The sequence below is a fragment of the Sphingomonas sp. R647 genome, assembly GCF_020177055.1.
Classification (GTDB): Bacteria; Pseudomonadota; Alphaproteobacteria; order Sphingomonadales; family Sphingomonadaceae; genus Sphingomonas.
In genome coordinates this window covers 98,886-111,990 of sequence record NZ_JAIQXT010000008.1, presented here as the reverse complement: position 1 = coordinate 111,990, position 13,105 = coordinate 98,886, and the positions used below count along the sequence as shown (strand labels likewise).

The following is a 13,105-nucleotide window of genomic DNA, read 5'->3' as shown; positions in this document are numbered from 1 at the left end:
CGCACAGCTCGAGGTAACGGGGCCGACCGGACACACGGCCCGTGCCTTTTTTCCTACCCGATTCCTCGTCGAGTCGGCCTCGCCGACCGGAATGGCGGGTGATTTCGGATTAATGCTGATCGCTGCGGACCGCTCGGTCGTCCTGCGCGACCTCACCGCGTCGGGTTTGTTCACACGAACCGAAACCCAGATCGTCGATCTGAATATCGAAGATTTGCAGCTGCAAATGACGGTGCCGAGCGCGCCAGTGACATCCTCAGCGATTATTGCCGCCCTCTCGCCTTTCCTGATGTGGTTCCTTGCCGCCACGATCGCCTGGTTTGTCGTCGACCGATTACTGATCCGGCCGCTGCGTCAGCTGCGCACGACGGTCGGCGCGTACCAGCCGGGTGAACTGATCGACCCGGTCGCGGGCAGCGATATCCCGGCGCAGGAGATCCGCGCGCTCGGCGACACCTTCCGCGAATTGAGCCAGACCGTGCAGCTCCACGAACGCGATCTGGCGGAAGGCTTGTCGCGCCAGACCAAGCTGACGCGTGAAGTGCACCATCGTGTCAAAAACAACCTTCAGGTCATCGCCAGCCTGATCAACTTCCACGCCCGCGTCGCGGTCGCGCCCGGCGCACTCGACGCCTATGCTTCGATCCAGCGCCGCGTCGATGCACTCGCCGTCGTCCACCGGCACCATTATGCCGGGTTCGAAGATACAAGGGGGATCGAGATCCGCTCGGTGATCGGGGAACTCGCTTCGAATATCCGGGCGACCGCGCCCGATGGCAACGCGGTCGGCATCATGCTCAATATCGAGCCGCTGCTGGTATCGCAGGACGCGGCGGTTGCGGTCTCGTTTCTGATCACCGAAATCGTCGAGCTGGCGATGCTGGCGTCGCCGGGTGCCCAGATCAATATCTCGACCCAGACCGACGCTGCAAAGCCCGACAGCGCCACGCTGCGCATCAGTTCCCCCGCGCTGGGCGATTCTCCCGAATTCGCCTCGCTCTATGAGCATCGCTACGGACGCGTGATCGGCGGACTGGTGCGCCAGCTGCGCTCGCAACTGCATCACGATCCGCTGATCGGCGCGTTCGAACTCACCATCGCGATCACGGGCCGTACCTGAACCCGCCTGCAGCAGCACCGAACGGCCCGTAAAAAAAAACGCGAAAAAAATTCACGCGCTTTGGAACCCCGGATCGGGTTCGACGTTTTTTACTTCGGATAGTGACCTTTTGCCCCCCCGCTCTCGCTATCCACGACACAGGCCCGGAAGCGTCCACCCCTCCCCCCCCCCCGGTGACGCTTTCGGGCCTTATTCGTCCCAGCGGCGGTTCCCATCTCATTCAGATCACACGCGGAACGAAGTCGCGTGCCGGGCATTTCTCCCTCGCACGAATTCGAAACGGAGAACTACATGCGCAAGATTTTGACGATGGCGATGCTCGCCGGTGGCCTCGCCCTTTCGGCCTGCAACACCGTCGAAGGGCTGGGTCGCGATGTTTCCTCGGCGGGTGATACGGTCGCCAAGACCGCCGAAGACGCCAAGTAAGCGCCCTTCGCGTTATTCCCCTGCGGCGGCTTCGGCCGCCGTTTCTTTTTCACGGCGCTTGCGCGTGAACCAGATCGCAACCAGCGACAGGAAATACAGCGCGCACAACGGCCCGGCGAGCAACAGTTGCGACCCGATATCGGGCGGCGTCAGCACCGCGGCAATCGCAAACGCCGCAACCACCGCATAGCGCCACGCGCTCTTCAGCTGCTCGTACGTCACGATCCCCGCGCGCTCGAGTAGCATCAGCAGCACCGGCAGCAGGAACGAGATGCCGAACGCAAAGATGAACTGCATCACGAAGTCGAGATAATTGCCGACCGCCGGCAGCGCTTCCTGCGTTACCCCGCCGCCGAGATCTCCCTCGAGCCCGAGCAGGAAGTTTAGCGCGACGGGGATCGCGAAATAATAAGCCAGCGCCGCCCCCGACACGAACAGCACCGGCGTCGCCAGCAGGAAGGGCAGCAGTGCGCGCTTCTCCTTGCGATACAGGCCGGGTGCAACAAACTGCCACAGCTGGTTGGCGATGATCGGGAAGGAGAACATCAGCGCCCCGAAGAACCCGACCTTGATCTGCACCATGAAGGCTTCGAAAATCTGGGTGAAAATCAGCTTGTCCTGCCCCGCCGCAGCCAGCGGATGGACGAGAAACCCAAAGATCGGCTTGGCGAAATAGAAACACATGCCAAAGGTCAGCACCAGCGCCACGACGCAGTAGAGCAACCGCCGACGCAGCTCGATCAGGTGGTCGAGCAGGGGGGCTTCGCTATTGGCGAGTTCGTCGGTGTCGCTCACGACTCCGCCTTCTTCTTGCGTGGTGCGCGCGGCTTGCGCGTCGGTTCGACGGGGGTATCGAGCGCCGCGTCGGCAGGCTCGGCCTTCAGCGCCGGGGGCTCGGCCATCACCGGCGGAGTGTCGTCTTCCGGCCCGGCCATGTTCGCCGGGGTCGCCCCTTGCGGATTGGGATCATAGACCGGCCCGGTCAGCATCTTTTCGGGCGGATGCTCGCGCATGATCCGCGCATTCTCCTCCGCCCACTTCTTTTCCATCTCGGCGAGCTCGGACTCGCGGACCATCGTGTCCAGACCGCTGCGGAACTGGCTGGCAACGCGGCGCGCCTTGCCGACCCAGTGGCCGACAAAGCGCATCGCCTTTGGCAGGTCCTTCGGCCCGATCACCAGCAGGGCGACGATGCCCACCACCAGAAATTCGGGTGCGTTGAAATCGAGCATCGATCAGCCGGTCCGCAAGGCTGCGGCAAAGCGCCGCAGCGGAAATATCAGCGCTCTTCCTGCGCCGGACGCGCTTCGGTCTGCGCCTGCGGCTGCGGATCGACGACGCGCTTCGCCTCGATCTCAGCGGGCTTGGCGGCCGTTTCGTCGTCCTCGGCCATGCCCTTCTTGAACTGCTTGATGCCCTTGGCGACGTCACCCATCATGTTCGAGAAGCGGCTGCCTCCGAACAGAAGTATTACGAGGACACCGACGATCAGCCAGTGCACCAGACTCATGCTACCCATCGGAACTCTCCGTTGATTCTGCGCCTATCTAGTCGTCTTCGTCCGGGGTTTCTACCGCTTCCCCGCCACCGGCTTCGGAATGTGCGGCTTCAAACGCCAAATCGACCGGATCGAGCAGCCCGGCGGCGCGAAGATCGTCGATTCCGGGCAGGTCGCGGCGGCTCGCTAGCCCGAAATGGCTGAGGAACTCGGGCGTGGTCGCATACATCAGCGGCCGGCCCGGCACCTCACGCCGCCCCGCGGGCCGGATCCACCCCGCCTCCATCAGCACGTCGAGTGTTCCCTTGCTGATCTGCACCCCGCGAATCGCTTCGATCTCGGCGCGCGTCACCGGCTCGTGATAGGCGATGATCGCCAGCGTCTCGATCCCCGCGCGGCTCAGCTTGCGGCTGTCCTCGCGATCGCGGCGCAGGAAATTGGCAAGGTCCGGCGCGGTCTGGAAATGCCACCGCCCGCCGCGCTCGACCAATTCAATGCCGCGCCCGGTGTATGTTTCGGAAAGTGCCGCCAGCGCAGCCACGATATCCGCTTCATCCCCGACATAGGCCCGCAGGTCGGCCAGCGTCAGCGGCTGTTCGGCCGCAAACAGCACCGCCTCCACCGCGCGCATCGTCTCATCCGGCGGCGTCATGCCTCGATCCCCCGCAGATACAGCGGGGCAAAGGCGGATTTCTGCCGGATCTCGACCCGTCCCTGCTTGGCCAGCTCCAACGCCGCGACGAACGAGCTGGCCAGCGCCGACTTGCGATACGAACCGCTGGCATCCTCGGGCAGGAAGCTCTCGATCGTACTCCACTCGATCCGCTGCCCGATCAGCTCGGACACGCGGTGGATCGCATCCTCCAGCGTCATCACCGGCCGCACCGCGACGATGTGCATCACCGGCCGCGTGCGCGCGCTAATCTGGCCATAGGCGGCGATCAGATCGTAGATTTCGGCCTGCCAGCGCGATTTGCGCACGGTCTTCAGCCCCTCCGGCGCACCGCGCGTGAACACGTCACGCCCGAGCCGGTCCCGCGCCACCAGCCGCGCCCCTGCCTCCCGCATCGCCGCCAGCCGCTCCAGCCGCAATTGCAGCCGCAACGCCATTTCCTCGGGGCTCGGCTCGATCTCAGGATCGCGCGGCAGCAACAGCGCGGATTTGAGATAGGCCAGCCACGCCGCCATCACGAGATAATCGGCCGCAAGCTCCAGCCGCAGCTCGCGCGCCTCGTTCACATAGGTCAGATACTGGTCGACCAGCTGCAGGATCGACAGCTGGCGCAGATCGACCTTCTGGCTCCGCGCCAGCGCCAGCAACAGGTCGAGCGGCCCTTCCCAGCCGTCGATGTCGATGGTGAGGGGCGCGGGATCGGTCATGCCAGCGCCAGCAACGCCTCCCGCTTGGCGACCAACGCGTCGATCTCGCCCGCCTCGGGCCGCACGCTCGCCATCGCCCGCTCCAGCCGCGCCAGCGTCACCGGCGGCGCATCGCTGAGCCGCCCGACAATCTCTTCCATCTCACCCATCCGCGCCCAGCAATCGAGCACGACGTCGCACCCCGCCGCAATCGCCTGCGCCGCCTTGTCGCCCGCCGTGCCGGTCAGCGCCTTCATGTCGATATCGTCGGTCATCAGCAGGCCGTCGAACCCGATCCGCCCGCGGATCACGTCGCGGATCACGGTCGGCGACAGCGTCGCGGGATGCTCGGCGTCCCACGCCTTGAATACGACATGGCACGTCATCGCCATCGGCGCGTCCTTGAGCGTGCGGAACGGCTCGATATCCCGCTCAAGCGCCGCATCAGCGGCATCGACCACCGGCAGCTCATAATGGCTGTCGACCACGCCGCGCCCATGCCCCGGCATATGCTTGACCACGCCGACCACGCCGCCCTTCGCCATCCCGTCGAGCATCGCGCGACCCAGCGCCGCAACCCGCATCGGGTCGCTGCCAAACGTACGCCCGCCCACCGCCGGCGTCGTCTCCGGCATACGCACGTCGAGCAACGGCGCGCAGTTCACATTGACCCCGACCTCGGCCAGCATCAGCGCCAGCGCCTGCCCGTTCACCCGCGCCGCCTCGATCGCCGAAGACGGCGCGACCTCATACAGCGCGTCGAACGCGGGCCCTGCTGGAAAGGCCGGCCATTCCGGCGGCGCCATCCGCGCGACGCGCCCGCCCTCCTGATCGATCAGGATCGGCACATCGTCGCGCCCCGACACGTCGCGCAAACTATCGGTCAGCGCGCGCATCTGCGCCCGATCGACGCAGTTGCGCCCGAACAGGATATAGCCAAGCGGATCCGCGTCGCGGAAAAACGCGGCTTCATCGGCGGTAAGGACAGGGCCGGACAGGCCGAAAATGACAGGCTTCATGGCGCGGTTAGAACAGGGGCGAGACCAAGATTCCAGAGGCGCGCCCTAAAAAATCATCCCCCCGCCAGGAAACACGCCTCCCCCGCAGCCTTCAGCTTGCCGCACAGCTCGCGCGCCTGCCCGTTGCTTCCCGCATTCACCCGCAGCCGGTAGAACGTCTTGCCGTTCACATCCGCCTTGGCGATCCCCTTGCCCAGCGGCGCGAGATAGGAAAACCGTTTCGCCAACCGCGTCCACGCCACATTCGCTTCCGCCTCACTGGGGAAAGAGCCGAGCTGGATCGTCGCGCTGCCCGCCGACGGCCCGGGCGCAGCCTGCGTCGGTGCAGCAGCCTTGGGCACTGACCCGCTCTGGATCGGCGCGACAACGCGGCTCGCGCCCTTGACCGGGGCCAGGCGCGCCTTGGGCGCAGCCTTGCCGTCGACCGGGGTCTCCGGCACCGCCGAGACATCGACCGACCCGTTGGTGGTAGCCCCCTCGCTCGCGGCAAAGACGGTGTCGCCCTCGCCCTCGACCTTCATCCCGCCGGGTTCGTCGGGCTTGACCTTGTAGCTGCCTTCCTGCGCGTTGATCAGCGCGCCGGTGCCCTCGCCCGTCACCGTGCGCTGATACCACCACCAGCCAAACAGCGCGGCGGCGATGATCGCCAGCCCGACCAGCACCAGCAGGATGATGCGCAGCGCCGAAGGCCCCTCGCGATAATCATCCTCGACCGTCTCCAGCCAGGGCAGCCGGTCGTCATTATAGTCCTCACCCGCGTTCATTCAGCTCAGCTCCTGAACGGCCTCGACCCCCATGATGTTGAGGCCGTTGCGCACAACCTGCCCGATCGCGTCGGCAAGGGAAAGGCGCGCGCGGGTCAGCGGCACATTGTCGGGCAGGATGAAGCGGCGCGACGGATCGTCATTGCCCATATTCCACCACGCGTGGAACTCGGCGGCCAAGTCATAGAGATAAAAGGCAATCCGATGCGGCTCACGCGCCGCCGCCGCACCCTCGACCACGCGCGGATACTGTGCTGCGAGCTTCACCAGCGCCAGTTCGCGTGTATCAAGCAGGGACAGGTCAGCGTCGCCCGACAGGTCCAGCCCCGCGTCCGCCGCGCGCCGATGCAGCGAAGCGACCCGCGCATGGGCGTATTGGACATAGAAAACCGGATTGTCTTTCGACGCCTCGACCACCTTGGCGAAGTCGAAATCCATCTGCGCATCGGCCTTGCGGGTCAGCATCGTGAAGCGGACCACGTCCTTGCCCACCTCCTGAACCACATCCGCCAGCGTGACGAAATTGCCTGAGCGCTTGGACATCTTCACCGGCTCGCCCGCGCGCAGCAGGCGCACCATCTGCACCAGCTTGACGTCGAACCGCGTCTTGCCCTCGGTCAGCGCGGTGACGGCGGCAACGATCCGCTTGACCGTGCCGGCGTGGTCCGCGCCCCAGATGTCGATCAGCTGGTCCGCGCTCTGCGCCTTCTGGAAATGATACGCCATGTCCGCGCCGAAATAGGTCCATTGCCCGTTCGATTTCTTGATCGGCCGGTCCTGATCGTCGCCGAACTTGGTCGAACGGAACAGCGGCAGCTCGACCGGCTCCCAATCATCAGGCAGCTCGCCCTTGGGCGCTTCCAGCACGCCGTCATAGATCAGGTCACGCGCACGCAGCCACGCCTCGGCCTCTTCGGGTTTACCCGCAGCCTGCAACTCGGCCTCGGACGAGAACAGATTGTGGTGGATGCCGAGCAACGCGAGGTCGCTGCGGATCATCACCAGCATGTCGGCGACGGCTTCCTTGCGGAACAGCGCCAGCCATTCGCTCTCGTCCTGGCCGACAAACGCATCGCCATGCTCGCGCGCCAGCCGCTCGCCAACGGGCTTTAGATACTCGCCCGGATACAGCCCCTCGGGGATCTCGATCGTCTCGCCCAGCGCCTCGCGGTACCGCAGGTGTGCCGACCGCGCGAGGACATCGACCTGCCCGCCCGCGTCGTTGACATAATATTCGCGGATCACCGTATGCCCGACCGCCTCGAGCAGGCTGGCGAGCGCATCGCCCACCACCGCGCCCCGGCAATGGCCCATATGCATGGGACCGGTCGGGTTGGCGGAGACATATTCGATGTTCACGGTAACGCCCGCGCCACCCTGCGACCGGCCATAGGCGTCGCCCGCCGTATGAATCGCCGCCAGCTCGTCGCGCCAAGTGCCGTCGGTCAGGCTCATATTGATGAACCCCGGCCCGGCGACCGACACCGAAGACACCGCGTCGATCTTCTCCAGCTCGGCGGCGATCTTCTCCGCCAGCGCGCGCGGATTGCTGCCCGCCGGCTTGGCCAGCACCATCGCGGCGTTGGTCGCCAGGTCGCCATGCGTCACGTCGCGCGGCGGCTCCACCGTCACCGCGCGTCGCTCCAGCCCAGCCGGGAGATCGCCGGATGCGACCAGGGCATCCAGCGCGGCGTCGAGATGGGCAGCGAAACGGGGATAGAGCGTCATGTGCAGGTCCGATGGTTTCAGGAGGCGGACCCTCTAGCGCAGCGCGCGCGGTTCGTCACGCAATGACGCGGCGTCTCCGTGCAGCGAGCAATCCGTCCGCGGCATAAATGGCAAGGCCGGTCCAGATCAGCGCAAAGCAAATCAGGTGCGCCGTCGTCACCAGTTCCCCGAAATAGGTGATCGCCAGCACGAATTGCATCGTCGGCGCGAGATATTGCAGCAGCCCCAACGTCGAATAGGGCAACCGCCGCGCCGCCCCTGCGAACAGCAGCAACGGCACCGCCGTCACCACGCCCGACAGCACCAGCAACGTCGTCGCGACCGGCTCATTTCCGAACTCCAGCCCGCCATGCGTCGACAACCAGAACAGATAGGCAAGGCCAAGCGGCGCGAGGATCGCGGTCTCCAGCGTCAGCCCCTCAAGCGCGCCAACCGGCGCGACCTTGCGCACCAGCCCATAGAAGCCGAACGAAAAAGCGAGCGTCAGGCTGATCCAGATGCCCTGCCCCGCACCCACCGCCAGCACCGCGACACCGATCCCGGCCAACCCGACCGCAACCATCTGCGCCCGCCCGAGCTTCTCGCGCAGCAGCACGACGCCCAGCAGCACATTGACCAGCGGATTGAGGAAATACCCCAGGCTGCCTTCCAGCACATGCTGGTTCTGCACCGCCCAGATATAGACCAGCCAGTTGACCGAAATCAGCGCCGCGCTGGCGCTCAGCAACAGCATCGCGCGGCGGTTGCGCAATGCCGCGATGATCGCCGACGTCCGGCCAAGCGCAAGGATGACGATGGCGAGCAGCCCGAGCGACCACAGCACGCGCCCCGCAACCACTTCGCCCGCGCCAACCCCCTTCAGCGCAAAGAAGAAAATCGGCAGCACGCCCCAGATGCCATAGGCACCCAGCGCCTGGACCAGCCCCGCGCGGTCGATGCGCTCGGGCGCTGGGGGCGGATCGGACCGGGCCATCTGCGCCAGATAGGGTTTATGCTGCACCGCCGAAAGCCACGCGGCGGGAAAGATTTGGTTTCGGGCGCGACGGTGCCGCTTCAGTCCTTGGGCGCGTCGTCGCGATCGACCTTCAGCCACCGCGCCCAATCGATGCTCACCAGTGCGACCAGCAGGCCCAGCATCGCCACCTGCAACGCGATCCCCCACGCGCTGGTCAAGTTGGCAAACATCACCTCGCCGAAATCCGTCTCACGCACCTTGCGCGCGGTCCAGCCGTAGAATGCGTAGGTAAACAGCCGTCCGGTGAAAAAGGCCGCGGTAAAGCCAAGCAGTGGCACCCGCGCCAGCCCAACTGCCATGAACAGTTGCGCCGACGGCAAGGGCGAGATGACGAACAGCGCCAGCAGGATCAGCACATTATGCTTGCGCCGCTCCACCGCCGTCCGCGCCGCGGCGATGTTGCGCTGCATCCGCTGCGGCAACCACTTTCCGAAATGCCGCGCCCCGACCGCCAGCACCAGCCGCCCCAACGCCGCGCCGACCGCACCGATCAGCACCAGCGCCCAGAGCGGCTGATCGCCATTGATCCCGTACAGCACGATGATCGACCAGGTCGGCGGCCCGAATGCGGGCAGCAGATTGACCCCGAACGCGAGCAGAAAAAGCGTGACATAGCCCATATCATGATCGGTGCGATCAAATGGCGCACCAAGCAAGCTATTGACGTATGTAACATTATATCATTATGGGAATGTCATGTCCGCCAAAGCTCCCGCCATCCACGATCCCGCCCATTGGGATTCGGTCTCCACAAACTATGCCAATGAAGCCGACCGGATGACCGGCCGCTATGCGCAAGCGGCGTGGGAGCTGGCCGCGCTACCCAGCGGCGCGCGCGCGCTCGATGTCGCAACCGGCGCTGGCGCCTTGCTGGTGGCGGCGCTGCGCGACGGCGCGGACGCGATCGGCATCGACTTCTCGCCCGGCATGGTCGAGATCGCGCAGGCCCGCGCTGCGGACATCAGCCCCGGCGAGCGCGCGCTGGTGATGGACGGCCAGCGGCTTGACTTCCCCGCTCACAGCTTCGACGCCGCCTTCTCGATCTTCGGCGTGTTCATGTTCCCGGATCCCGCTGCGGGCTTCGCCGAAATGGCGCGCGTGCTGCGCCCCGATGGGCTGGCGGTTGTAGCGGTATGGGAAAATGCCGGCGGTGCCGGCCCGGCCCAGCTCTTTGCTCAGGCTGCCCAGCGCATGTTCCCCGACCAGCCGGTACCGCTGCCGATGGCGCGGCTGTTCAACACCCCCGAACTGCTCGATGCCGCCTTTGTTGAGGCCGGCTTACAGCCCGCAGCGGTCCACCGCGTCAGCTACGCCTGGCCCGCCCCACCGGTCGAGTGGTTCCGCGAACACGCCAAGCTCGCCTATGGCTGGTCGCCGGTGTGGCAGATGCTCGACGACGCCCAACGCACCGCCTTCGCCGAAGAAGCCGCCGCCCTCGCCGCCGACCTGCCCGCCGAAGGGATCACCTCGACCGCGCTGGTGGGGATGGCGCGGAAGGCGGGGTAAGCGTCAGACCCGCACCAATCCGTCCAGCATCCGCGCGCTCTTCTGCCCCGGGAACAGCGCCGGCATCGCCCGTGCCGGATCGACCCCGAAATGCGCCGCCGCCGCGCTACCGATAACCGCGTCCAGCCCTGCCGTCGGGCGCAGGTCGCGGCCCTCATACAGCGCCGCATCGCTCAACCCCGGCCAGTCGGCGACGACGCGCCCGCCCTTGACCGCACCACCCAGCAGCCACGCGACCGATCCGGTGCCATGATCGGTGCCCTGCGTGCCATTGACCTTCACCGTCCGCCCGAACTCGGTCGCAACCAGCACCATCGTCTTGCCCCAGAGCGGCCCGAGGCCGGTCTTCAGCGCCGCAATCATCTGGTCGAGGCCGTTGAGTTGCGCGCCCAGCCGTCCACGCTGCCCGGCATGGGTGTCCCAGCCGCCCGTCTCGATCATCGCAATCCGCGCGCCATTCTCCGCCGCCAGCAGCCGCGCTGCGAGCGCACCCGTCGCGGCAGCATTGCGGCCATTATTCGCCGCCAGATCGCCGGTCAGCGTCCGCGTCGCCGTCGCCTGTTCCCAGATCGCGTGCAGCTGCGGATCCTCCGCATACAGCGTCGCCACGCGCCCCAACAGATCGTCGGACGCATCAGGCAGCGCCGATGGCGCGTAGGACGCGACCTCAACCTTGCCACGCAACGCCATCGGGATCGTAGCGGCAACCGCAATGCCCTTGCGCTCGTCGGCCGGTAGCACGGCAAGCAGCCGGTTCATCCACCCGTCCTTGAGCTGATAGGCGGCGTTCCCACCCGTCTCGAGCACATTCTGCGCGTCGAAATGCGATCGGTCGCGATAGGGCGAGGCAACGGCGTGGACGAACATCGCCTCCTTCGCCGCATACATCTGCGCGACGTTCTTGAGGTTGGGATGCAGCGCGAACATCGCGTCCAGCTTCGCCGCATCGGCGAAATCCTGCGCCAGCACCCCGCGCTGCGCGGCAAACGCCGGATCGCCGACCGGCGCGAGCGTGCCAAGCCCATCGGCCGCCCCGCGCTGGATAATGAACACGAAGCGGCGGTCGCTCGCCGCCTGCGCAAAGGCGAGGCGGGGCGCAAAGCCCAGCGAGAGCGCGCCCGCAGCGCCGGTCAGGACAAGATTGCGGCGGTTGATCATCACATTATCTCCGCATGAATTCGGGGGCGACGAGCATCAGCGCGACGCCCTGTGACGCGCTTTCGGCACGTGCGATGGCCTGGCTGGTCGTGGCACTGAGCGCACCGGGGAACAGCACCGCCGCCCGCGCCCGCGCATCGATCGTATCGCGGGTGCGCGCCGCCATCCGCTCCGCCGCCTCGACCCGGCGCATCACCGCGTCCGGCCCGGCCCAGCTCGCCGCGATATCGTCGAACCCGGCGGGCGATCCCGGCCGCCACACCGGCTGGCCGAGCTGGTTCATCAGCCCCAGCACCGCCTCACCCGGAATCTCGCGCGTACCCAGCGCGCGCATCGCCGCGATCGACCATTCCCACGGCGTGCGAAACTTGACCGGTTGTGCCACCCACGCCTCGGGCGCCTCGATCAGCACGCGATACACGGTCGGCAGGTCGCCGCCCGATTTCAGGAATGCCGCCTCCAGCTTGCCGACCAAGGACGCGGGCGGCTCATCCCCCGCAAAATGCCGCGCCAGCTTGGTCGCGAGATGCTTCGCCGTAGCCTGATGCACGGCAAGGTCGTCGAGCACCGCCGCCGCCTGCCGCTCGCCCTGCTGGGCATAGCTTTTGCCCATGATCGTGCGCGACCCCGGCTCGTGGATCCGCCCGGCAAAGACAAAGCTGCCAGGCTTGCCTTCAAGCCCCGCAAAGCGCGCAGCGGGGCCACGCGTAATCCCCGCAACGCTCCACCCGGTCATGGCGCGGGCAAATTCGGTAACGTCCGCCTGCGTATAGCCAGTCCGCACGCCCAGCGTGTGCAACTCCAATATCTCGCGCGCCAGATTTTCGTTGAGGCCCACCCGCTGCGGCCCGCCACGCCGTGCGGCCGCCTGCCCCGCAACGCTGCCCGGCCCGACCGACTGCGCCTGATCCAGATACAGCAGCATCGCCGGATGCCGCTCGACCGCGTGCAGCATGTCGCGGAAATTGCCCAGCACATGCGGTCGGATCGCGTCGAACTCGAACGCGCCGGCCAGACCCACCATGGTCTGCTTGTCCGCCGACACGGCAAAGTGGTTCGACCAGAAATGCACCAGCCGCTCGACGAACGGCGTATCGCTCGCCACCGCCACCTGCGCGCGCGCGCCGGCGGCGGTCATGTAGAAATCGCGCCCCTGCTGCCGTCCCGCCTGACGGACCTGTCGCGCGGGGTCTGCAGCCTCGCCCTCCGGCATGGCATCGCCCGCGCGGCGCTCCTGCCGCAGGTCGCGCTGCACCATCCGCAGCTCTTCCAGATAGTCGGCGACTGCGGCGGCGATCACCGGCGTGGCGGGAAGCGCCGCAATCGCACCGGGCCGCACATCGAACCGCGCCATCTGGTCGATCAGCGCACGGCGCGGATCGGCGGGTGCGGATGCATCCGCCCTTCCGCCTAATCCGAACCGGTTAAGGGCAATGCTCGCGTCCGACATGGGCAATATCCCGAAGAGTGACCATCGAACGCTACGCCCGCTTTGTCGCAAATCTGTGCCAG

15 protein-coding genes are annotated in these 13,105 nt (G+C 66.5%); 3 read left to right on the top strand and 12 right to left on the bottom strand.

Annotated elements, in window-relative coordinates; translation table 11 throughout:
* The first annotated feature begins 112 nt into the window (after positions 1 to 112).
* A complete protein-coding gene (locus K9B35_RS18545; protein WP_318245987.1) occupies positions 113 to 1,120 on the top strand; it encodes a sensor histidine kinase in 1,008 nt (335 codons plus the stop codon).
* A 291-nt stretch (positions 1,121 to 1,411) separates the two neighbouring features.
* On the top strand, positions 1,412 to 1,546 hold the full coding sequence (locus tag K9B35_RS18540; RefSeq protein WP_224923485.1) for an entericidin A/B family lipoprotein: 135 nt from the start codon (positions 1,412 to 1,414) through the stop codon (positions 1,544 to 1,546).
* Positions 1,547 to 1,558: 12 nt separating this feature from the next.
* On the opposite strand, the gene tatC is transcribed toward K9B35_RS18540, so the two are convergent.
* The 10 genes from tatC to K9B35_RS18490 all read right to left on the bottom strand — a co-directional run bounded on the left by tatC (position 1,559) and on the right by K9B35_RS18490 (position 9,549).
* The gene (tatC, locus tag K9B35_RS18535) at positions 1,559 to 2,341 is read right to left on the bottom strand and encodes a twin-arginine translocase subunit TatC (RefSeq protein WP_224923484.1); all 783 of its coding nucleotides are present in this window, start codon (positions 2,339 to 2,341) and stop codon (positions 1,559 to 1,561) included.
* Entirely contained in the window at positions 2,338 to 2,778 is a 441-nt protein-coding gene (gene tatB, locus K9B35_RS18530) for a Sec-independent protein translocase protein TatB (RefSeq protein WP_224923483.1), read from the bottom strand. The genes tatC and tatB overlap by 4 nt, the downstream gene beginning before the upstream one ends.
* A 47-nt stretch (positions 2,779 to 2,825) precedes the next feature.
* Entirely contained in the window at positions 2,826 to 3,065 is a 240-nt protein-coding gene (locus K9B35_RS18525) for a twin-arginine translocase TatA/TatE family subunit (protein WP_224923482.1), read from the bottom strand.
* Between the two features lie 28 nt (positions 3,066 to 3,093).
* The gene (gene scpB / locus K9B35_RS18520; protein WP_224923481.1) at positions 3,094 to 3,696 is read right to left on the bottom strand and encodes an SMC-Scp complex subunit ScpB; all 603 of its coding nucleotides are present in this window, start codon (positions 3,694 to 3,696) and stop codon (positions 3,094 to 3,096) included.
* On the bottom strand, positions 3,693 to 4,424 hold the full coding sequence (locus K9B35_RS18515) for a segregation and condensation protein A (RefSeq protein WP_224923480.1): 732 nt from the start codon (positions 4,422 to 4,424) through the stop codon (positions 3,693 to 3,695). The genes scpB and K9B35_RS18515 overlap by 4 nt, the downstream gene beginning before the upstream one ends.
* Positions 4,421 to 5,422, bottom strand: coding sequence for a beta-N-acetylhexosaminidase (gene nagZ, locus K9B35_RS18510; protein ID WP_224923479.1), 1,002 nt, complete (start codon positions 5,420 to 5,422; stop codon positions 4,421 to 4,423). Before nagZ ends, K9B35_RS18515 begins: the two co-directional genes overlap by 4 nt.
* 53 nt (positions 5,423 to 5,475) lie before the next feature.
* Positions 5,476 to 6,186: an SPOR domain-containing protein gene (locus tag K9B35_RS18505; RefSeq protein ID WP_224923478.1), complete on the bottom strand. Its 711-nt coding sequence runs from the start codon at positions 6,184 to 6,186 to the stop codon at positions 5,476 to 5,478.
* Entirely contained in the window at positions 6,187 to 7,914 is a 1,728-nt protein-coding gene (argS, locus tag K9B35_RS18500) for an arginine--tRNA ligase (RefSeq protein WP_224923477.1), read from the bottom strand.
* A 55-nt stretch (positions 7,915 to 7,969) separates the two neighbouring features.
* Positions 7,970 to 8,887, bottom strand: a complete 918-nt coding sequence (gene rarD, locus K9B35_RS18495; protein ID WP_224923476.1) for an EamA family transporter RarD — start codon at positions 8,885 to 8,887, stop codon at positions 7,970 to 7,972.
* Positions 8,888 to 8,967: 80 nt separating this feature from the next.
* Positions 8,968 to 9,549, bottom strand: a complete 582-nt coding sequence (locus K9B35_RS18490) for a VTT domain-containing protein (RefSeq protein ID WP_224923475.1) — start codon at positions 9,547 to 9,549, stop codon at positions 8,968 to 8,970.
* 76 nt (positions 9,550 to 9,625) lie between these two features.
* Between K9B35_RS18490 and K9B35_RS18485 the strand changes: the two genes are divergently transcribed.
* Entirely contained in the window at positions 9,626 to 10,435 is an 810-nt protein-coding gene (locus tag K9B35_RS18485) for a class I SAM-dependent methyltransferase (RefSeq protein WP_224923474.1), read from the top strand.
* 3 nt (positions 10,436 to 10,438) lie between these two features.
* Here K9B35_RS18485 and K9B35_RS18480 read toward each other — a convergent pair whose 3' ends face one another.
* Both K9B35_RS18480 and K9B35_RS18475 read right to left on the bottom strand, forming a co-directional pair.
* A complete protein-coding gene (locus K9B35_RS18480; RefSeq protein WP_224923473.1) occupies positions 10,439 to 11,593 on the bottom strand; it encodes a DUF1501 domain-containing protein in 1,155 nt (384 codons plus the stop codon).
* A gap of 4 nt (positions 11,594 to 11,597) precedes the next feature.
* Entirely contained in the window at positions 11,598 to 13,043 is a 1,446-nt protein-coding gene (locus tag K9B35_RS18475) for a DUF1800 domain-containing protein (protein ID WP_224923472.1), read from the bottom strand.
* Between the last annotated feature and the right edge of the window lie 62 nt (positions 13,044 to 13,105).

Bases quoted from the DNA above. Each gene is read 5' to 3' on its own strand.
- K9B35_RS18545 (WP_318245987.1), top strand. From the start codon at position 113: ATGCTGATCGCTGCGGACCGCTCGGTCGTCCTGCGCGACCTCACCGCG.
- K9B35_RS18540 (WP_224923485.1), top strand. From the start codon at position 1,412: ATGCGCAAGATTTTGACGATGGCGATGCTCGCCGGTGGCCTCGCCCTT.
- tatB (WP_224923483.1), bottom strand. From the start codon at position 2,778: ATGCTCGATTTCAACGCACCCGAATTTCTGGTGGTGGGCATCGTCGCC.
- K9B35_RS18525 (WP_224923482.1), bottom strand. From the start codon at position 3,065: ATGGGTAGCATGAGTCTGGTGCACTGGCTGATCGTCGGTGTCCTCGTA.
- scpB (WP_224923481.1), bottom strand. From the start codon at position 3,696: ATGACGCCGCCGGATGAGACGATGCGCGCGGTGGAGGCGGTGCTGTTT.
- K9B35_RS18515 (WP_224923480.1), bottom strand. From the start codon at position 4,424: ATGACCGATCCCGCGCCCCTCACCATCGACATCGACGGCTGGGAAGGG.
- nagZ (WP_224923479.1), bottom strand. From the start codon at position 5,422: ATGAAGCCTGTCATTTTCGGCCTGTCCGGCCCTGTCCTTACCGCCGAT.
- K9B35_RS18505 (WP_224923478.1), bottom strand. From the start codon at position 6,186: ATGAACGCGGGTGAGGACTATAATGACGACCGGCTGCCCTGGCTGGAG.
- argS (WP_224923477.1), bottom strand. From the start codon at position 7,914: ATGACGCTCTATCCCCGTTTCGCTGCCCATCTCGACGCCGCGCTGGAT.
- rarD (WP_224923476.1), bottom strand. From the start codon at position 8,887: ATGGCCCGGTCCGATCCGCCCCCAGCGCCCGAGCGCATCGACCGCGCG.
- K9B35_RS18490 (WP_224923475.1), bottom strand. From the start codon at position 9,549: ATGGGCTATGTCACGCTTTTTCTGCTCGCGTTCGGGGTCAATCTGCTG.
- K9B35_RS18485 (WP_224923474.1), top strand. From the start codon at position 9,626: ATGTCCGCCAAAGCTCCCGCCATCCACGATCCCGCCCATTGGGATTCG.
- K9B35_RS18480 (WP_224923473.1), bottom strand. From the start codon at position 11,593: ATGATCAACCGCCGCAATCTTGTCCTGACCGGCGCTGCGGGCGCGCTC.
- K9B35_RS18475 (WP_224923472.1), bottom strand. From the start codon at position 13,043: ATGTCGGACGCGAGCATTGCCCTTAACCGGTTCGGATTAGGCGGAAGG.